Consider the following 18,733-nt stretch of genomic DNA (forward strand, 5'->3'; position numbering starts at 1 on the left):
TTTATTTTAATAAAAACCAAGGGGTTTAATGTTTTTCTTTAGTTTTAGTTGTTTTTATTTTGACTAAAATTTTGAATTTTTTCTACAATATGCTCTCTGGATGTTACATAATCAAACCAATGTATTTCTTCATCTTTTCTAAACCAGGTGAGTTGTCTTTTAGCAAAACGTCTTGTATTTTTTTTGATTTCAGAAATAGCAAAATCTAAGTCCCAAACTCCATCCATGTAATTAAAAATCTCTTTGTAGCCTACGGTATTAAGAGCATTAAGCTCTTTATAAGGATATAGACTTTTTACTTCAGTTAGTAATCCTTCTTCTACCATAATATCAACTCTTTGATTAATTCTATCATAAATAGTAGGTCGTTCTGCAGTGATGCCGATTTTAATAATTTTAAAAGATCGTTTCTTTTTTGGTTGAGTAATAAAAGAAGAATATGGTTTATTAGTACTAATACATATTTCTAGAGCTCTCATTACTCTATGTGTATTATGAATGTCAACTTTATCGTAATAAACAGGATCAAGTTTTTTTAACTGATTTTGTAAATAAATAATTCCTTCTTTCTTGTGTACTTTTTGTAGTTGCTCTCTAACATCAGTTCGAACTTCCGGAAAGCTATCTAATCCTTTTGTAACTGCATCTACATATAATCCCGACCCTCCAACTAAAATAGCATAATTATTAGTAGCAAATAGTGAATCTAATTTGTTAATTGCGTCTTTTTCAAAATCTCCAACCGAGTAATTTTCATGAATACTTTTGTGTTGTATAAAATGATGTTTGGCTTGTAGCAATTCTTCAGAACTAGGTACAGCGGTACCAATTTGCATTTCTTTATAAAATTGTCTACTATCAGCGGATACTATTTCGCAATTAAAATGTTTGGCTAGTTTGATACTTAAACTAGTTTTTCCAATGGCGGTAGGACCAACTACTACAATAAGAGTATTATTAATCATTGAATAAGGTATGTCCACATTTATGGCAGAATTTTGCATTGTCTAAATGATTGCTCTCTAGACAGTTTGAGCAATGTTGGGTGTTTAAATTGATTGGATTTTTTTTTATTTGTTGTGTGTATTCTGCGCTAACAATGCCTGTAGGTACTGCTATGATACCATAACCCAAAACCATAACAATAGATGCGATGAATTGTCCTAGTGGTGTTTCTGGTGAGATATCTCCATATCCTACTGTAGTAAGTGTTACGATACACCAATAAACACTTCTTGGTATGCTGTTAAAACCATGCTCTGGACCTTCTACCAAATACATAACAGTTCCTAAAATTATGGCAACAATTAATACAGCAAATAAGAAAACGGATATTTTAGCTCTACTGGCTTTTAGCGCTTTTACAAGACTGTTAGACTCTCCTATAAAACGAGCTAATTTTAAAATTCTAAAAATCCTAAGCAAGCGAAGCGCTCTTAGTGCTACCAAGGCATGAGTACCAACAAATAGAATGGAAAGATATTTTGGAATTGTTGATAGTAAATCAATGATTCCATAAAAGCTAAAAATGTATTTTCTAGGCTTATTTATTGCAATAATTCTTAAAAAATATTCGATGGTAAATACAATCGTAATAATCCATTCTAAGATATTGAATAAAGAAGCATATTTATCATTTATATATGATACACTTTCCAACATTACCAGCACAATACTGGCAAGGATGATAATAAGAATGATCAGATCAAAAGTTTTACCAGCTCTTGTGTCTGCTTCATAAATTACCTCATGTAATTGATGTTTCCAGTTTTTATTTTTGGAAGTATCCTTCAAAATTGAATGTTTAAGCGAAAATACTAAAAAATTAACTTGTTTTTTTGATGGCTATTAAGGTGTTGGTCTCCATATCTACAATTGGATTATAAAATCTAGTAAAAAACTAATGATTATAAGTTATTTGTAACTTTAAATACAATTAATTTATGGATATTTTTTTCTTTTTATAGTTGCATGTTTTGACTAAATGATGCTCTTAAGAATCAATTTTATTTTTATCCAAAGGGACAACTTTCAGTCTTTTATGTTGTCTTATGTAACTCTGAATAATATGCTGAGCATCTTTATCATGCTCCATGGGAGTGATAATAGATTTTAGAATATTGATATTATTAATTTGATGATTAAGATTAAAATAGCCAACCCCCATGAACTTACCTTCTTCGATCAAAATAACGCTCTGTTCATCGATATCACGACCTCTATCAATAATCATCATGTTTTTATTTCTAAAAGTATGTTTGAATATTAGTTCTCGTACTCTGTCGTTGTAGGTGTCTATTGATTCTTCTTGGATGCAAGCTCCATTACATTTTTGCGTTGTATTTTTAAAACACTTTTCATTATTATTGTCAAGATCCAGATACAATAAGCATAAATTATATTCTTCTGCCCAGCGATACATAAATGATTTTGCCTGCTGTCTATTGGTAAAAGTGGTAATACTCTTTTTACGACGATCTACCTTTTTTACCTGAAGATTTAAATACCCATTTTCATCCGTAAATTCATAAAGCGCCTGATTGAATTTAGTTCGTTTAAACGTTCTATTGTATTTGGGTTTGTTACGTTTTATTTCCTCATTTTCTTTTAATAGGGCAACCAGTTCACTACCTGTAATTTCATAAGTTACATTGATAACTTCTTCCTGAATCTTTCTTGATTTCCTATTTTCATTGGTAAAATGTTGTGTAACACGCTTCTTTATATTCTTACTTTTACCAATATATATGATTCCTCCATCTTTGCGATGTATATAATATACACCAGTTGCAGACGGTAAGTTTTCTATAAGTCGAAGTAATTTATCATTTACCTTTTTTTTAGTATCTAGTTTTACCGTTTCTGTTAGTATTGTTTTTTCAATATCCTTAGAAAGTAATAATTTAAAGAGTTTTACGGTTGCTTGTGCATCTCCTGTGGCTCTATGTCGGTCAGAAATGGCTATGCCCAAACTTCTAACCAATTTACCCAAACTATATGATTTTTGATCGGGAATAAGTTTTTGAGATAGCTCTACAGTACATAAAGATTGACGTTCGTATTCATAACCAAGTCTATCAAATTCAGTTCTTAATACTCTATAATCAAAAGAGGCATTATGTGCTACGATAATACAATCTGTTGTAATCTCTACGATTCTTTTAGCAACTTCATAAAACTTTGGTGCATTACGTAGCATTTTATTGTTAATACCAGTAAGATTTACAACAAATGGTTGAATAGGTTTTTCTGGATTAATAAGGCTTATAAACTGATCAACAACTTTATGCCCGTCGAATTTATAAATCGCAATTTCTGTAATTCCTTCTTCATTATATTTTCCTCCTGTAGTTTCTATATCTAAAATCGCGTACATCATACGTTACTGAGTGGGGTAGTATAAGTTTATCTAATAATGACCTAAAATAGTGTTTTTAAATGGAATAGTTTCTTACTCCAAAAATAGAGCTTCCAATTCTTACCATAGTGCTGCCGCAATCCATAGCAATTTTATAATCACCACTCATACCGATTGATAAAGTTTCAAATTCGGTAAATGTAATTTTTAGTTTTTTAAAAAGTACTTGAATTCTATCGAACTCGTTTTTAATTTGATTAGAATCATTGGTAAAAGTTGCCATTCCCATAAGACCTTTAATTTTTACGTTTCTTAGTTTTTGTACTTCTTCAGATTTTAAGAGGTCTATCGCATCGTTTTCACTTAATCCAAATTTACTCTCTTCTTCAGCGATCTTAATTTGTAGTAAGCAATTGATTTTTCGATGATGTTTAAGCGCTTGTTTATTGATTTCTTTTAAAAGTTTTAAGCTATCTACTGCATGAATAGTATCTACATAAGGAGCCATGTATTTCACCTTATTAGTCTGAACATGACCAATCATATGCCACAAAATATCTTTTGGCATTTCTTCCCATTTTTGGGTCATTTCCTGAATTTTGTTTTCTCCAAAAACACGTTGCCCAGCATTGTAGGCCTCCATAAGATCAGGAATAGGTTTTGTCTTAGAGACTGCCACAAGAGTTACTCCATCAGCTAGTGTATTTTCAATGTACTTTAAGTTTTGCGCAATAGAATTCATAAGCCGTAAATATACCTAAATTTAGAGAAATTAGCAGGTGTATTTCGTTTTAGTAAATCATAAATAATAATTACAAATTAGAATTCATAAATAGTAATTCCGCTTCGTAATTTGGGTTCAATGTAAGTGCTTTTTGGGGGCATCTTCAACCCTTGATCCGCAATTTTTTTCATTTGATCTACGGTGGCAGGAAATAAACCAAAACCGACTTCAAACTCTCCTTGATCTACTTTACTTTTTACGTATACAATATCGTTTTTACCATGAGAATATTCTATTCGGGTATCGGTTCTAAGATCTTTAATACCCAATACCGGCTCTAATACGGTTTTAAATAGTACTTGTGCATCCAATTCTGCTAGAGCATCTGTAAATTCGTAAATAGTTTTTCTAAGATATAGAGAATAGAACTCTCCATCTAGGTACATGCTAAAGTGATGAGGTTTAGAAGGTTTGTATACTTCTATTCCTCTGTTTTCTATTCTAAACCATTCATCTAACCGTATCAGAAACTCTTCTTTAGATAGTCCGTTTAGATCTTTGACTAATCTATTAAACTCATAAATTTTTAAGTCAGATTCTGGAATTAAGTAACTCATAAAAAAGTTATAGGGTTCTGTACCTTTATGTTCTTGGTTTTCTTTGGAAAGATCTTTAGCCAGTAGGTAAGATGAGGCCGATCTATGATGTCCATCTGCGATATAGATGGTTTTCATACCCTCGAATGCAGATTTTAGTTGCTCGATGTTAGTTGGATCAGCCACTTTCCATAGGTAATGAGTATCTCTGTATGTAGTAGTAAACTCATATTCAGCTCTTTCTTTAATCACTTTTTCAATGATACTTGTAATAGCATCATTATCTGGATAGGTTAGTAATACGGGTTCTGCATTAAATCCTACCGTCTTTAGATACTGTTTAAATGTACTTTCTCTATCTGCTAAAGTGTCTTCATGCTTCTTAATGATATCATTTTCATAGTCTGTAGCACTAGCAGCTGCAATAATTCCTGAAAAAGACTCTTGTTCTCGGTTTACAATTTTATACACATAATAACATGGCGTATTATCTTGGATAAAAATCTCATCTTCTTTGAATTCTAAATATCTATTACGCACTAATTTATAACGTTCTTCTCCAGAAATCTCTTTATGATATTTGTAACCAGGATTTACAATATGCAGAAAAGAGTAGGGGTTGTAATCCATTCTCGAATCTCTTTCTTCTGGAGTATAACTTTGATAGGAACGAGAGGCAATTAGGCTTACCTTATCTCTAGTCGGTCTTACGGCTCTGAAAGGATGAATTTTTGCCATTGCTAAATTTTTAGTTGGATTTTTTCTAATGTTCGTTAATAAATTTGGTTGGATCTAAATATCCTTCTGTATTGTCAGAATATCCTGGACCGATGTCCATAAAGATATCATCTCTAATCTCTAAGTGCAAATGTGCTAAATAGGTGCCATCAGCATTACCAATGGTTCCAATTAGTTTTCCCTTTTTTACAAAATCTCCTTTATTAACTTTTATGGACTCGCAATGTGCATATACCGATTCGTAATATGCATCTTTATATTTATGAATAACTCGAATTACATTTCCCCATCCGCCACCAATATTTGCTGCAAATGATACATATCCATTACCAATTGAATATATCGGATCTCCAAGATCCGAATTACCACCGCCAACACCATTCCAGTCATCACCTAAATGATAATTTACTTGAAATCCTTGTGCATTATAATAACCTTTAGCACTAGGCTTCCCAATAGGAAAATCAAAGCTTTTGGCTATAAATTCTGGATGCTTTGCGAAAATAGAATCATATTTATGGAATTTGTTTTGCAATCCTTTGGTAGTATTTCTACAATCCGAAAATTCTCTTGTATGGAAAATATCTTTAAACAAAAAAATACTTGCCAAAATGAAAGTTGTGTATAAAATAGTTTTCATTGGCAAGTATTTTTATATGAATTGATACTATATCTTATGAGAATTGTTTAGCTACTTTTTCAGCTTTTCGGCTTTCTGAGTAATCATAAAAACCTTCTCCACTTTTCACTCCTAATTTACCAGCCATTACCATATTAACTAATAATGGGCAAGGTGCATATTTAGGATTTTTAAATCCATCATACATTACATTTAGAATGGATAAACATACATCTAATCCTATAAAATCTGCTAATTGTAACGGACCCATCGGGTGTGCCATACCTAATTTCATTACGGTATCAATTTCTGATACTCCGGCAACTCCATTGTATAATGTTTCTATAGACTCATTAATCATTGGCATTAGAATTCTATTAGCAACAAATCCTGGATAATCATTCACTTCTACAGGTACTTTACCTAAAGTTTTTGACATTTCCATAATAGTATTGGTCACTTCATCAGATGTATTGTAACCTCTAATGATTTCTACTAATTTCATTATTGGAACTGGATTCATAAAATGCATTCCGATTACCATATCGGGTCTATTGGTAACCGCAGCAATCTGAGTAATGGAAATTGAAGATGTATTGGTCGCTAATATTGTATCTTCTGGGCAAGCTTCACTTAATTCTCTGAAGATATTTAGTTTTAACTCTATATTTTCGGTAGCAGCTTCTACAACAAGTCCAGCATATTCAACTCCTTCTTTTATAGTAGTGTAAGTAGAAATGTTTCCAAGAGTGGCTTCTTTATCCGCTTCAGAAATTTTTTCTTTAGCGATCATTCTATCTAGATTCTTTGTGATTGTTGCCAATCCTTTATCTAACGATTGTTGGGAGATATCAATTAATTGAACTTTAAAACCTTTTTGTGCAAAAGTATGGGCAATTCCATTTCCCATTGTTCCCGCACCGATTACTGCTACGTTTTTCATGTATTATAGTTATAATTTTTCACTAATAACTAGTGAATGAGATGTTGTTTGTTTATGCTTTTTTATTTTGTGGTTTAGGTATTATTAGTCGGTTTTGTGTTAAAGCCTATTCTTAATCTTTTTGAAGTTGCTTCCCATGACCTATGAACTGTCAACTAATAACTAATTAAAACACTCAATTATTTTTAATGCTACTTCTAATGCTTTTTTACCTTGAGTAAGAGAAACAATAGGTGTTGTATCATTCTGTATAGCTTCTGCAAACGTGTCTAGTTCGTCTAATATGGCGTTATTAGAGGGAATTTCAGGGTTATCAAAGTAAATTTGCTTTTTAACACCTTCTGCATTTTGCAAAATCATATCAAAATCTCCAGGGTTTTCCGGAGCATCTTTCATTTTTACTACTTCACATTTCTTTTCAAAGAAGTCCACGGAGATATAAGCATCTTTCTGAAAGAATCTTGCTTTTCTCATATTCTTAAGAGAAATACGACTAGCCGTGAGGTTGGCTACACAACCGTTTTCAAATTCTATTCTAGCATTGGCAATATCTGGTGTTTCACTAATTACAGATACACCGCTCGCGCTAATATGTTTTACTTCAGAATGAACGACACTTAGAATTGCGTCAATATCATGAATCATAAGATCTAAAACTACAGGTACATCTGTTCCTCTAGGATTAAATTCCGCAAGTCTATGAGCTTCGATAAACATAGGATTAATTATTTTATCGGCAACGGCAGTATAGGCAGGATTAAAACGTTCTACATGTCCAACCTGTCCTTTGACATTATGAGCTTTTGCTAATGCGATAAGTTTTTCAGCTTCTGCTACAGTATTGGTTATTGGTTTTTCTATAAAAACATGTTTTCCTGCTTCAATAGCTTTTTTGGCTACCTCGAAATGAGCAAAAGTAGGTGTTACGATATCCACTACATCCACAGCATCTATCAATTCCTCTACAGAGTTAAAAAGTGTGTAACCAAATTCCTCGGAAATTGATTTTGCTTGTTTTTCACTGGAATCGTAGAAACCAGCGAGTTCGTAATTTTCGGATTGTTTTAGTAGACGTAAATGGATTTTACCTAAGTGTCCCGCACCAAGTACTCCGGCTTTGAGCATAATTAAAGATTTTACACAAAAATAGTATTATTTATAAATTCTAAATCTTAATTCTATCTAAAATAAAAAATATTCATTTTAATGATAAGTTTCTTCTTTATTCTTTAAAATCTTTATGTAATTTTAGCCTGTTAATCTACCCTAATGAAATCTAAAGATACGCTAAAACACGCTGGAAAAAGAAAGCAACTAGTTGATATATTAATTGGTAAAGGCATCAAAGACGCATCCGTTTTGGAAGCAATTAATACTATTCCTAGACATTTGTTTATGGATTCTAGTTTTGATGATCATGCTTATCAGGATAAAGCTTTTCCTATCGGAGCGGATCAAACGATATCGCAACCTTATACGGTTGCATTTCAATCAGAACTATTACGGGTAGAACGAGGAGATAAAGTATTGGAAATAGGAACTGGATCGGGTTACCAAACAGCGGTGTTATGTGAGCTAGGATGTAAAGTTTATAGTATAGAAAGACAGCAAGAATTGTTTAAAAAGACGAAGCTGTTTTTGCCTAAATTAGGATATAGACCGAAACATTTATCTTTTGGAGATGGTTATAAAGGATTGGAAGAATTTGCTCCTTACAAAGGGATTATAGTTACTGCTGGTGCTCCTTATGTTCCAAAAGCATTATTAGCTCAATTAGAAATAGGAGGTAGGTTAGTTATTCCTGTTGGTAACGATCCTCAAATAATGACTTTATTTATTCGAAAAAGCGATACCAAATTTGAGAAGCATGAGTTTGGAGAATTCCGCTTTGTGCCTTTGTTGGAGAACAAAAACTAAACACTTTTTAAAAAAAATAATAGGTTACAAGATTACTTGTAATTCTTTTTTATTCGGTCCAGTGCGCGTTTGTTGTCTCTATCTTTAATTGTTTCTCGCTTATCATATAGTTTTTTACCTCTAGCAAGTACAATATCAAGTTTGGCTAGTCCTCTCTCATTTATGAACAGTCGTGTGGGAATAATGGTAAGCCCAGAATTTTTAACTTCTTTTTCGAGCTTTTTTAATTCTTGTTTATTTAATAATAATTTGCGTTCACTTTTTGGATTGTGATTAAAATAAGTAGCATGAGAATACTCTTCTATATGCATGTTGATTACAAAAAGTTCTCCTCCGTTATGAAACTCACAGAAACTTTCAGCAATACCGGCTTTACCTTCTCGAATTGCTTTTATTTCTGTTCCTGCTAGTTTAATTCCAGCAGTATATTTATCCAAAAATTCATATTCGAATTTGGCCTTTCTGTTTAGTATATTGATTTTGTTTTTGTTCATATGGTAATGCAGAATGTTTGCAAAGAGTACAAAAATACAAAAGCTTTCTATATAGAAAGCTTTGTGAATTATAATATATAATTAGAATCTTTTTTTAAGGTTCTTGAAATTGTATCGTTGCTATTTTTCCGTCTGGATTTAATTTTAATTCCATAACCAAACTAATATTATCAAAAGCAGCTGTGTAACTATTAATACCTTCTGCAGATTCTATAAAAGTTACAGTGTTTAAATTTCCAAATTGCGAATGACATCCTTTAATAAACCGAGTAACTCCTTCTTTGGTCATTTCCTCTTGCATTTCGGTAGCGTACAAATCAAAAACAGCATCTATATTTTGGGCATTGAAATTTTCCTGAAAAGCCTTTGTAGCTTTTTCATAAGCAGCGGCATCTTGGGCTAATAGTGGTTGGATGGCAAATCCTACCAAAAAAAGTAATAAATATTTCATAATGTTCATAGAATTTAGGCATTGCAAATTAATTATCTTTTTGAAGATTTAAAAAAAAATAAACTTAAAATTAGGCATTATTATGAAAGTTTTCCTTTCAAGAATAGACTTAGGTGATATTAGTTTTGCAACTTACTAATCATATGTTAGTTTAACAAAACTCTTACAAATTTGAAACCGGTAAAAAGTATTTTAGCACAATAATAAATTAAGATTTTATGAAGAAGTTCATGTTGTTTACAATGGTATTGTTTTTAATGTCTTTTGACGTTTTAGTAGATCAATATTCTGCGCAAGAGATTATTGATAAAACAATAAATGCAGCTGGAGGAGCTAAATTTGATGCTGTTAAAATACGTTTCAATTTTAGAGATAAAGAATACATAAGTACAAGAGATCATGGGAATTATCTTTTAGAAAGAAAGATCTTTGGCAAAGAAGGAATAGTTCATGATATAGTTGCGAACGATGGTTTGACCAGATCTGTAGAAAACTGTGTGGTTAAAGTTGCAGATTCATTAATCACCAAAATTAGCGATGGGGTAAATTCGGTTCATTATTTTGCTAATTTGCCGTACGGATTAAATGCTCCGGCTGTGAATAAGGAGTTAGTTGGTGAATCAAAAATTAATGATGTCCCTTATTATAAAATTAAAGTAACCTTTGATCAAGAAGGAGGAGGAACAGATTTTGAAGATGAGTTTTTATATTGGATTCATAAAGAAAACTTCACAGTAGACTATTTAGCTTATAAATATGCGGTTGACGGAGGTGGAATACGTTTTAGAGAGGCATACAACGATAGGGTTATTAAAAATATTCGTTTTGTGGATTATAACAACTACAAAACCGATGACATGTCAACTCCTTTATCCAATTTAGATGTACTTTTTGAAAAGGGAGCGTTAAAACTATTATCCCAGATTGAACTCAAAGACATTTATGTATATGATGAAAGTAATTTGTTCTAATCGAAATTAAGCATCATATCTGTTATCACATCTTTTTGTAAAGAAATGATAAATAGTTTGTTATAATCTTTTTCATCAATACCGCTATATTTCTTCTGTCCAATGATTTTATTTACAAATGTTGGAGTTGAATTGCTATGTCCTACAATTACGGTTGTTTTTCCTAGCGTTTGTTCCTGAAAAGTTTTGTCATATGATTTCTTCGGATCGTACAATTCAATTTCTATATTTCTGTCCTTAGCTATAGGAGTAGCAGTCTGTAGTGTTCTTTTGTAATCAGTACTATACACCATATCGATATGGATATCTTTTAAGATTTTTACCAATCGATTAGCTCTTGAAATACCTTCTTCGGTTAAATCAGGGTTTTTGTTCTCTGGATTGCTTAGATCTTTTTCTGCATGCCTTACCAAGATATAAGTGGTAGTTGATGCTTCTTTATTGGTTTCTTGACTGTATCCGTAAAGAGAAAATAAACAAAAGATGAAGATCGTAATATTGAGTTTCATAAGATATACTGTTATGGTTTTACTAGCTCTAGTAAGATTAACTGATTTATTTGTTTTGAAACGGGACTAAAATTATTATCCGCCACTAAAATTAATGATTGATTTCCATTTTCTAAAATGGGTCCTAGTGTTATACCTTCGATATTATCCAAGATATTATTGGTTAATTGTTCCCTTACGGTTTCAAAATCAAAAAGTAATTCCTTTTTCGATACCTTATATTCCTTATTTTGTAGCGTATCATAAGGTAAAGTATTCGTGGCTTTTTCAATATTTGCAAGATATATTTTCACCGTATTTCCTTGTGTTCCATATCCTTCAGAATATGCTCTTTCTATTATAATAAATTCATTTTTGGATAATTGTAATAGACAAGTAACACCATTTACCCCAAAATTGCCCTTCGGATCTTTTGTTAATTTATCCAAAGGATATGTAAACTGAAAATCTGCTTGATTTGCCTTCGTATTAAAATGAGTAATTCTCACAGGAGCTCCAGAATGATTAAAAGTAGGTTCTTTACCATCTAATTCTAGAGGAAGTTCCATTGCTGCCCAATATCCATCATTTGTAATATCTATTGCCAGTCCCTCAAAAACCCCGTTATGTATAGGTTTATTTCTCGAATTTGTATCCGTTAAAAAGTATTTAGGTAATGGAAAACTTTCTGAGTAATTTCCATATGGGTCTGTAATAAAAATAGAAGGATTATAGTCGTTCTTAATAGAACCTTCACTAGCGAATATAAGCTTGTTTTCTTCAAAGGTTCGGATAGCTTCTAAATCGATTATGTTGTTATTTAAAAATTGATGTATAGTGTCTTTAAGTTCTACAACTTCATTTATTTCGACCGAACTAAATTGATTATTATCTAACAGAATAGAAGCCTTGTAATATCTAGGTTTTTTTGCATCATCACATACGAGGTAATAAAATTTATCATCTTTACTATAATCGATACCTGATAATCCCCCTATTTTGGATTCGGTGAAAATGGTATCATTATAAATTACATATTCATCTAAGTAATTAATTAAAATTTTATTTTTATTAGAATTCTTATTAGTGTTTTTGCAAGAAATTAGAAAAAAAAATATAGAAATAAATATGCTAAGTAATTTTAGTTTGGAGTGCATAATTGTAATGATATCGAAGGTATCCAAAAATACTATTTATATGTTTAGTTGTGATAGCATTTTTGATGAAATTGAATAGAGTTAAGAAAAATTGTTTTAGAGACACTTACAAGTAGGAGGAAACGAGATATTTGTATCATAACTTTAAAAAAACAATGATGAAAAAAACAATCTTTACCTTATTATTAGTTGGATCTTTTTGTATTTCTTGTGATGGAGATGATGTGGAAGACGCAGCTTGTGATGTAGCAGAAGACGCTTTACAACTATCTGTAGAAGCTGCTATCGAAGCATATGAAGCAGATCAGAATGAAACAACTTGTCAAGCTATAAAGGATACAGTAGAGGAGTATAGAGATTTAGAATGTACTAGTGAACTGGCATATGCAGATGAATTGGCACTTTTGCCTTTGGATTGTGCTAATGCTGGAAATTAGAGATTTTATTTTATTAGTGTGATAAAGTAAAAGACCTTTCAATAGTAAAACTGAAAGGTCTTTTTTTGCGTTATGGTACTCTTTAAATCTTTATAAATTTTGTAGTGGCACTGCTATTATTGCCATTCACTTGTAAAATATACTTACCTGTTGTTAAAGTGGTGATATCTATTTGTGGGTTGTCTTGATTAACATCTCTCGAGAGTACAGACCTTCCATTCATATCAAAAACTGTAATGTCGTCGATGATAGTAGAAGAATTAATAGATAGGATGTTTTTTACAGGATTTTGTTGCAATGATAGTTTTTCTGATCCAATTACAAAATCATCAGTACTTAATGTTTGTGCTCTAGAAAGAATATGATTTCTTATAAACGTTCCTGATGTAGTTAAACTACCATTAAGAAGTCCTTGTAATCCTTGGTTAGGACTTACTACACACGAATCTTCATTTTTATGTGACACCGTCCAGTTCACATAACTAATATTATTTTGAATCATAAAGTCGATCCATACTTGTGATTCTTGAGGGTTATATCCTCCATTTCCACTAGCATCAGTAGTTCCCCATTCAGTAACAAATATTGCGATACCACTATTCATTGCTGCTAAAGCTTTATTTCTTAATTCTTGTTTATGTGTATTAGCGTAGAAGTGCAGTGTATATGCAAGATTAGGATCTCCGGTTATTGGATTTGCTGCAGCTTGATCTACATCCTGAGACCAAGTTGGACTACCAACAATAATTAGGTTATCAGGATCTTTTGATCTAATACCAGCGATAACTTCTTGAGCATAATTTTTTACATCATTCCAAGATTGGTTAATTGGTTCATTGTAGATTTCATAAATCACATGATCATTAGATCCATATAATTCGGCCATTTCGGTAAAAAAGGCTACTGCTTCATCCTTGTATACTTCTGCAGCATGCGTATGCCAATCAATTATTACATATACACCTTTGGCAATAGCTGCATCTATAACCGTTCTTATTTTAGCTTTTTGAGCTGCGGTATTGTCTATATACCCATTACCTCCATCCCAAGCTTCTTTTACTCCTAAAGCAGCTCTGATAATTGGACTTTGCCAATCATCCGCAAGATGATTAACTGTTTGACTATTATAAAAATCTCCTCCATCTCCGGCATTACTCCAGAAAAGGCTCATACCGGCTAGACTTATTTTATCACCGTTTTCTGCAGTAACATGGCTTCCATTTACTTGCAGTCTCCCATATCTTTCTACGGGAGTTTGAGCGATAATAGTATAATTGAAAAAGGAAAATAAAAATAGAGTACTGGTAATTAAAAAAAGTGTTTTTTTGGATGTTTTAGATGTGTTTACGTGTGTAAAGTTTAGTTTCATGATGTGTGCTTGAGACGTTATTAAAACTGGTTAACAATATCTCAACATAACGCACTTAATCTTCATTTAGTATAGAATATACATGATTTAGTAAATAGGAATATGTTTTATGAATGTAAAACTAAATACATTAATTAAAATTGAAATCGGCCTGATTTAATTTCTTAAATAACAATAAGCAGTAAAAGTCGTATTTTCCCAAGTATAAAGAAATACGACTTTGATTTATATTGATATTTTCAAATTACTTTGAAAATATTATCCAAACACTCCTAATTTCCAGGCTACTACAGCCATGGATAAAATTGCAATTATAAAAAATGCAATAAAAAAATAAGAACTTCTCTTCTTGTGAGAGGAGCCAAGATTGTCAGAAGTTTTCATAAATGGTTAGATTTTGTTGATTGATGTATATTATAAGACTGCTCTCCAGAAGATATGTTACACTTTTTGTGGTTTTAATTGAGAAATTCTTTCATTAAACGAAAGCACTTTAATCGGGTTTACAATGGATGTAAATAATTCCATTAATTCATTCGTGTGATTCCATCGTTTTTGTTTTAGTAAATTAAAGTGAACAAAAGAACTCCACATTACTGCTTTTAATTCGGTTTTATCGTGATTCCACATACGTATTTCAACATTTAGTTCATTTTCTGTAAAGGATAAGAGCTGAGAGTCGATAATAATATCTTCCATAAGAAATGCAGGACGTAAATAAGCGATTTGGTTTGTACCTACTACCCAACTTATTCCTTGAGTTTGTGCCATTTTAAATAGATCTAAATTGTAATTATTTATAATCTGATCCTCTCTGGCATTGATCATATAGTTTATATATTCAGCATTATTGAGGTGGTTGAAGGGATCGCAGTGCTGAAATCTGATTTTTGCTTTACTTTCTAAGGTTTTTGGTAATGTTGTCATAACTTTTAAGTTTTATACCAATTGGTATATTAATGTTTAAAAAAAATATTTAGAGATTCAATTCGGATTGAATCATTGTGTCTATTTGGTCCATAGTTTGTAATAAGTAACTATTATCTTCCATAGTATGTGTCATAAATATGGCGCCAATAATCATAGTGTATAATCGTTTGGCATATAATTGAGAGTCTATATTGGGCTTTATTTCCTGTAATTCCTTTCCTTGATCAATTAGTAATGCAAGATTATTCTGAATTTTGTTTATGGTGTACTGAACATAATTAAAAAGCGCTGAGTTCTGGTGTTTAGCATCTACACCCATATTTAGTACTGGACATCCTCCTAATTCCTGACTAAAATTATAATAGTTTCTATAAAAATCAGAGATTAAAAAGAGTTTTTGGATTGGTGAGCTACTTAAAGATTGATGCTCTGTAATTCGTCTGAGCATACTTTTTACTGTCATGGTAAAAGCAGCTACGGCTAGTTCTTCTTTATTTTTGAAATTACCATAAATCGCTCCTTTTGTCAAGCCTGTTGCTTTTGTAATATCACTAAGGCTTGTGGCAGCATATCCATTTTTATTAAAAATAGGAGCAACTGTTTCTATAATAAATTCAGTGGTTTTTTCGGCTTTAGTATACATTAATAGTCAATTACAGAAACAAATATAACGAATAATATACCAATTGGTATATTATGTTTTTAATTTAACACATAAGCTTTTTTAGAATTCAAGTTCTTTTCTGATTTTTTAATAATAAGATAACCTAATAAACTACTTATTATACGTATCTTGTTTTGCTATTATTTTATGAATATAATGTATAGTAAACTGAAGTAATTTGGTAACTTATCATTAAAAAATTAAGTTTGTGAAGCACCTTTATGTTACAATTTTTGTCTTTTTACTATCTGAATTGTCGTTTGGGCAATTAGTAATTAATGAATTAGATTCGGATACGCCTAGTACGGATACACAAGAATTCATCGAGCTAAAATCTGATAATCCAAATTTCTCTTTAGATGGATTCGTATTAGTTCTTTTTAATGGTTCGACTAGCGGAGGAGATTCCAGTTATTTTAGTTTAGATTTGGATGGTTTTACTACAGATGTAAACGGTGTTTTTTTAATAGGTGGACCAGAAGTTTCACCTGTTCCAGGTTTTACATTATCTGAAAACACTATTCAAAATGGAGCAGATGCTGTGGCATTATACATAGGTAATGGTACTGATTTTCCAGAAGGTACCTTGGCGACTACTACTAATTTAATTGATGCCCTGATTCATGATACGGATGATGCCGATGACATGGGACTTATGACATTATTAGGAATCACAGAACAAATTAATGAAGATGAAAATAATAATAAAACTATCGAGTCTATTCAGCGTAATGCAGATGGTACCTATACGGTAACTACTCCTACACCAGGAGCTCTTAATGATGGAAGTGGTATTCAGTTTAATGGGATATCTATATCCACAATATCACAGAGTTATGAAGAAGGAGATATTATAGATATTATTTTTACTACCGAGACGAACGTTACTGACGATGTTACTTTTGATATTTCTATTACCAGTGGAAACTTTACAACAGAGGATTATTCCGGGAGTACCTCGGTAACGATTCTTAACGGAACAAATACAACAACTAACTCCATACAATTGATAGATGATGTAGATGATGAAGGAGATGAAGTAATGAAAATAACCTTTGGTGAAATTCCTGATGGTTTTGAACGTCTTAATGACAATAGAGAACTTAGGATAGTAGATAATGATTTTACTGTAGCTTCCTGGGGAACTCCTTTGAATCCGACTTATGGTAATGTTACTACAACAGCACCAGAAGATTATTATAATGCTATAGAAGGATTATCAGATGGAGTTTTGGTGCAGGGAATTCAGGATATTATAGCTGATCCTTCAGTGGTGAGAGCCCAAACGTACACGGACATTATTGATATTCTAAAGGAAGCTGATCAGAGTCCGTTAAATAGTAATCAAGTTTGGCTGTTGTATACAGAACAACAGCGGCCTAAATTAGATTTTCAGTCCAGTGGAGGGAGTAATGTAGGAAAATGGAATCGAGAACACACATATCCAAGATCTAGAGGTGGTTTTGATAGTATAGAAGAAGATGATATAGCCGATGGCATTGATGTTTTTACGGTAACCAGACCAGATTCATTAAGACATGCTAATTCAGATGCACATGGATTGAGAGCTACAGATGGTCCAGAGAATAGTTCTAGAGGAAATCAGGATTATGGAGAATATAGCGGTCCATCTGGAAATCAAGGAAGTTGGCAGGGAGATGTAGCACGTAGTATCTTTTTTCTTACCGTACGTTATAATGGGTTAGATGTGGTAAATGGTAATCCAGATAATTCTACGGTTGGTCAACTAGGTGATTTAGCAACCTTATTGGATTGGCATCGTAATGATCCACCTGACGATTTTGAGATGAATAGAAATAATGTTATTTACACCTGGCAATTTAATCGCAATCCGTTCATAGATCAACCAGATCTGGTAGAGTATATTTGGGGTAATAATGTCGGGCAACCATGGTCAAATACGTTATCAGTTTCAGAAAATATACAATCACAGTTTCTAATATATCCCAATCCCGCAACGGATTATATAATATTACAAACAAATGGAAGAGAAGGAAGGTTAGAGATTTTTGATACGCTTGGAAATATATTAATAGAGCAACCTCTTAGAGAGAATACAAGAATAGAGATTAACCTTTCTACAGGTGTTTATTTTGCTAAAATGCATTATGATCAACAATCAGAAACGAAAAGAATTATAATTCGTTAACAAATTAATTTCTACCAAGACTTCCATAAATAACATCATCTGATATTATTTTTGCGATGCTTCTTGGAAGATCGCAATTATCCACCATATCTATGTTTTGATATTCTAGCAGTAGTGTATATTTTTCAAGAATTCTACCAGCTTCCTCACAATCGGTACTCTTATTTCTTACGTAATTGGTCTTAGGATTCTTACTGCGATTACTCCTAGTTTCAAAATCTTTAAATTGACATTTAATAGGAAGTAAATTATAAAAGTAGAATCGTTCTTCTAAGTTGAGTATAACATCTATTTTTTTGATTTTTTTCTTTTTTATACGCTTGTAGTCTTCATATCTTACCTTGTGCTTAGAGAATTCAAAGAATAATTCATCATTCCAAACATAGTATTCATCTTCATAAGATACTCTTCCCTGTGAATATCGATGTACGATGAGCTTTAATTCCCTGCTATTATAATAGAACGTAATGGAGCCTTTTTCCAGAGATTCTTCACAGGTATAATCTGTATAAAATTGTCTAAGTGTATTATTATCTACTAATTCTCTAATTAATTCATACTTGTTTTTAATATCAGCAAAAATTTCTTTCTTACTTTGAGCGAAAGATAAAGTGCAAGAAAAGAGGTAGATATATACAATTAAAGTTGGTTTCATCGATGGCAAGTTACTTAAAAGTTCATCTCGTGTAAGAAAATTTTATCAACCA

Annotated in this window: 21 protein-coding genes; 4 read left to right on the forward strand and 17 right to left on the reverse strand. The window is 31.8% G+C overall.

Features of this window, described 5'->3' with window-relative positions; all coding sequences use genetic code 11:
- Positions 1 to 44: 44 nt before the first annotated feature.
- The 8 genes from miaA to ABD077_RS09295 form a co-directional block, all read right to left on the reverse strand.
- Positions 45 to 965, reverse strand: a complete 921-nt coding sequence (gene miaA / locus ABD077_RS09260) for a tRNA (adenosine(37)-N6)-dimethylallyltransferase MiaA (RefSeq protein WP_343912040.1) — start codon at positions 963 to 965, stop codon at positions 45 to 47.
- Positions 958 to 1,794, reverse strand: coding sequence for an ion transporter (locus ABD077_RS09265; protein WP_343912041.1), 837 nt, complete (start codon positions 1,792 to 1,794; stop codon positions 958 to 960). The genes miaA and ABD077_RS09265 overlap by 8 nt, the downstream gene beginning before the upstream one ends.
- Before the next feature lie 199 nt (positions 1,795 to 1,993).
- On the reverse strand, positions 1,994 to 3,376 hold the full coding sequence (locus ABD077_RS09270; RefSeq protein WP_343912981.1) for an exonuclease domain-containing protein: 1,383 nt from the start codon (positions 3,374 to 3,376) through the stop codon (positions 1,994 to 1,996).
- 58 nt (positions 3,377 to 3,434) lie between these two features.
- The gene (locus ABD077_RS09275) at positions 3,435 to 4,100 is read right to left on the reverse strand and encodes a YggS family pyridoxal phosphate-dependent enzyme (RefSeq protein ID WP_343912042.1); all 666 of its coding nucleotides are present in this window, start codon (positions 4,098 to 4,100) and stop codon (positions 3,435 to 3,437) included.
- Positions 4,101 to 4,177: 77 nt separating this feature from the next.
- The gene (locus ABD077_RS09280) at positions 4,178 to 5,416 is read right to left on the reverse strand and encodes a DUF1015 domain-containing protein (protein WP_343912043.1); all 1,239 of its coding nucleotides are present in this window, start codon (positions 5,414 to 5,416) and stop codon (positions 4,178 to 4,180) included.
- A 25-nt stretch (positions 5,417 to 5,441) separates the two neighbouring features.
- Entirely contained in the window at positions 5,442 to 6,056 is a 615-nt protein-coding gene (locus ABD077_RS09285) for a M23 family metallopeptidase (RefSeq protein WP_343912044.1), read from the reverse strand.
- A 34-nt stretch (positions 6,057 to 6,090) separates the two neighbouring features.
- On the reverse strand, positions 6,091 to 6,978 hold the full coding sequence (locus ABD077_RS09290; RefSeq protein WP_343912045.1) for a 3-hydroxybutyryl-CoA dehydrogenase: 888 nt from the start codon (positions 6,976 to 6,978) through the stop codon (positions 6,091 to 6,093).
- Positions 6,979 to 7,140: 162 nt separating this feature from the next.
- Positions 7,141 to 8,103: a Gfo/Idh/MocA family protein gene (locus tag ABD077_RS09295; RefSeq protein WP_343912046.1), complete on the reverse strand. Its 963-nt coding sequence runs from the start codon at positions 8,101 to 8,103 to the stop codon at positions 7,141 to 7,143.
- A 144-nt stretch (positions 8,104 to 8,247) separates the two neighbouring features.
- On the opposite strand from ABD077_RS09295, the gene ABD077_RS09300 reads away from it, so the two are divergent.
- Complete coding sequence (locus tag ABD077_RS09300; protein ID WP_343912047.1) at positions 8,248 to 8,895, forward strand: protein-L-isoaspartate(D-aspartate) O-methyltransferase; 648 nt, start codon at positions 8,248 to 8,250, stop codon at positions 8,893 to 8,895.
- A 32-nt stretch (positions 8,896 to 8,927) separates the two neighbouring features.
- Here ABD077_RS09300 and smpB read toward each other — a convergent pair whose 3' ends face one another.
- Both smpB and ABD077_RS09310 read right to left on the reverse strand, forming a co-directional pair.
- A complete protein-coding gene (smpB, locus tag ABD077_RS09305; RefSeq protein WP_343912048.1) occupies positions 8,928 to 9,389 on the reverse strand; it encodes an SsrA-binding protein SmpB in 462 nt (153 codons plus the stop codon).
- Positions 9,390 to 9,483: 94 nt separating this feature from the next.
- Entirely contained in the window at positions 9,484 to 9,840 is a 357-nt protein-coding gene (locus ABD077_RS09310) for a DUF3887 domain-containing protein (RefSeq protein WP_343912049.1), read from the reverse strand.
- A 218-nt stretch (positions 9,841 to 10,058) separates the two neighbouring features.
- Between ABD077_RS09310 and ABD077_RS09315 the strand changes: the two genes are divergently transcribed.
- Positions 10,059 to 10,811: a DUF6503 family protein gene (locus ABD077_RS09315; protein WP_343912050.1), complete on the forward strand. Its 753-nt coding sequence runs from the start codon at positions 10,059 to 10,061 to the stop codon at positions 10,809 to 10,811.
- Here ABD077_RS09315 and ABD077_RS09320 read toward each other — a convergent pair.
- Together ABD077_RS09320 and ABD077_RS09325 are read right to left on the reverse strand one after the other, a co-directional pair.
- Positions 10,808 to 11,320: a SixA phosphatase family protein gene (locus ABD077_RS09320; protein ID WP_343912051.1), complete on the reverse strand. Its 513-nt coding sequence runs from the start codon at positions 11,318 to 11,320 to the stop codon at positions 10,808 to 10,810. The two genes, ABD077_RS09315 and ABD077_RS09320, sit on opposite strands and share 4 nt — an antisense overlap.
- An 11-nt stretch (positions 11,321 to 11,331) precedes the next feature.
- Positions 11,332 to 12,456 carry an esterase-like activity of phytase family protein gene (locus ABD077_RS09325; RefSeq protein ID WP_343912052.1) on the reverse strand — a complete coding sequence of 375 codons (1,125 nt, stop codon included), beginning with the start codon at positions 12,454 to 12,456 and terminating at the stop codon, positions 11,332 to 11,334.
- A 158-nt stretch (positions 12,457 to 12,614) separates the two neighbouring features.
- Between ABD077_RS09325 and ABD077_RS09330 the strand changes: the two genes are divergently transcribed.
- Positions 12,615 to 12,893: a hypothetical protein gene (locus tag ABD077_RS09330; protein WP_299602392.1), complete on the forward strand. Its 279-nt coding sequence runs from the start codon at positions 12,615 to 12,617 to the stop codon at positions 12,891 to 12,893.
- A gap of 82 nt (positions 12,894 to 12,975) precedes the next feature.
- On the opposite strand, the gene ABD077_RS09335 is transcribed toward ABD077_RS09330, so the two are convergent.
- From ABD077_RS09335 to ABD077_RS09350, 4 genes are all read right to left on the reverse strand, one after another.
- A complete protein-coding gene (locus tag ABD077_RS09335; RefSeq protein WP_343912053.1) occupies positions 12,976 to 14,262 on the reverse strand; it encodes a glycoside hydrolase family 5 protein in 1,287 nt (428 codons plus the stop codon).
- Positions 14,263 to 14,520: 258 nt separating this feature from the next.
- Positions 14,521 to 14,646, reverse strand: coding sequence for a hypothetical protein (locus tag ABD077_RS09340; protein WP_299602388.1), 126 nt, complete (start codon positions 14,644 to 14,646; stop codon positions 14,521 to 14,523).
- Positions 14,647 to 14,703: 57 nt separating this feature from the next.
- The gene (locus tag ABD077_RS09345; protein ID WP_343912054.1) at positions 14,704 to 15,189 is read right to left on the reverse strand and encodes an acyl-CoA thioesterase; all 486 of its coding nucleotides are present in this window, start codon (positions 15,187 to 15,189) and stop codon (positions 14,704 to 14,706) included.
- A 49-nt stretch (positions 15,190 to 15,238) separates the two neighbouring features.
- Entirely contained in the window at positions 15,239 to 15,835 is a 597-nt protein-coding gene (locus ABD077_RS09350; protein WP_343912055.1) for a TetR/AcrR family transcriptional regulator, read from the reverse strand.
- A 229-nt stretch (positions 15,836 to 16,064) separates the two neighbouring features.
- Between ABD077_RS09350 and ABD077_RS09355 the strand changes: the two genes are divergently transcribed.
- On the forward strand, positions 16,065 to 18,026 hold the full coding sequence (locus ABD077_RS09355; RefSeq protein ID WP_343912056.1) for an endonuclease: 1,962 nt from the start codon (positions 16,065 to 16,067) through the stop codon (positions 18,024 to 18,026).
- Between the two features lie 4 nt (positions 18,027 to 18,030).
- Here ABD077_RS09355 and ABD077_RS09360 read toward each other — a convergent pair whose 3' ends face one another.
- Entirely contained in the window at positions 18,031 to 18,681 is a 651-nt protein-coding gene (locus tag ABD077_RS09360) for a hypothetical protein (RefSeq protein ID WP_343912057.1), read from the reverse strand.
- Positions 18,682 to 18,733: the final 52 nt, after the last annotated feature.

It is taken from the genome of Aquimarina litoralis, from assembly GCF_039523995.1.
GTDB lineage: Bacteria > Bacteroidota > Bacteroidia > Flavobacteriales > Flavobacteriaceae > Aquimarina > Aquimarina litoralis.

What these genes read in the sequence shown, in the direction of transcription:
- ABD077_RS09280 (WP_343912043.1), bottom strand. Translation starts at nt 5,416, where the DNA reads ATGGCAAAAATTCATCCTTTCAGAGCCGTAAGACCGACTAGAGATAAG.
- ABD077_RS09350 (WP_343912055.1), bottom strand. Translation starts at nt 15,835, where the DNA reads ATGTATACTAAAGCCGAAAAAACCACTGAATTTATTATAGAAACAGTT.
- ABD077_RS09310 (WP_343912049.1), bottom strand. Translation starts at nt 9,840, where the DNA reads ATGAAATATTTATTACTTTTTTTGGTAGGATTTGCCATCCAACCACTA.
- ABD077_RS09285 (WP_343912044.1), bottom strand. Translation starts at nt 6,056, where the DNA reads ATGAAAACTATTTTATACACAACTTTCATTTTGGCAAGTATTTTTTTG.
- ABD077_RS09325 (WP_343912052.1), bottom strand. Translation starts at nt 12,456, where the DNA reads ATGCACTCCAAACTAAAATTACTTAGCATATTTATTTCTATATTTTTT.
- ABD077_RS09275 (WP_343912042.1), bottom strand. Translation starts at nt 4,100, where the DNA reads ATGAATTCTATTGCGCAAAACTTAAAGTACATTGAAAATACACTAGCT.
- miaA (WP_343912040.1), bottom strand. Translation starts at nt 965, where the DNA reads ATGATTAATAATACTCTTATTGTAGTAGTTGGTCCTACCGCCATTGGA.
- ABD077_RS09345 (WP_343912054.1), bottom strand. Translation starts at nt 15,189, where the DNA reads ATGACAACATTACCAAAAACCTTAGAAAGTAAAGCAAAAATCAGATTT.
- ABD077_RS09270 (WP_343912981.1), bottom strand. Translation starts at nt 3,376, where the DNA reads ATGTACGCGATTTTAGATATAGAAACTACAGGAGGAAAATATAATGAA.
- ABD077_RS09330 (WP_299602392.1), top strand. Translation starts at nt 12,615, where the DNA reads ATGAAAAAAACAATCTTTACCTTATTATTAGTTGGATCTTTTTGTATT.
- ABD077_RS09300 (WP_343912047.1), top strand. Translation starts at nt 8,248, where the DNA reads ATGAAATCTAAAGATACGCTAAAACACGCTGGAAAAAGAAAGCAACTA.
- ABD077_RS09320 (WP_343912051.1), bottom strand. Translation starts at nt 11,320, where the DNA reads ATGAAACTCAATATTACGATCTTCATCTTTTGTTTATTTTCTCTTTAC.
- ABD077_RS09290 (WP_343912045.1), bottom strand. Translation starts at nt 6,978, where the DNA reads ATGAAAAACGTAGCAGTAATCGGTGCGGGAACAATGGGAAATGGAATT.
- ABD077_RS09340 (WP_299602388.1), bottom strand. Translation starts at nt 14,646, where the DNA reads ATGAAAACTTCTGACAATCTTGGCTCCTCTCACAAGAAGAGAAGTTCT.
- ABD077_RS09360 (WP_343912057.1), bottom strand. Translation starts at nt 18,681, where the DNA reads ATGAAACCAACTTTAATTGTATATATCTACCTCTTTTCTTGCACTTTA.
- smpB (WP_343912048.1), bottom strand. Translation starts at nt 9,389, where the DNA reads ATGAACAAAAACAAAATCAATATACTAAACAGAAAGGCCAAATTCGAA.
- ABD077_RS09295 (WP_343912046.1), bottom strand. Translation starts at nt 8,103, where the DNA reads ATGCTCAAAGCCGGAGTACTTGGTGCGGGACACTTAGGTAAAATCCAT.
- ABD077_RS09315 (WP_343912050.1), top strand. Translation starts at nt 10,059, where the DNA reads ATGAAGAAGTTCATGTTGTTTACAATGGTATTGTTTTTAATGTCTTTT.
- ABD077_RS09335 (WP_343912053.1), bottom strand. Translation starts at nt 14,262, where the DNA reads ATGAAACTAAACTTTACACACGTAAACACATCTAAAACATCCAAAAAA.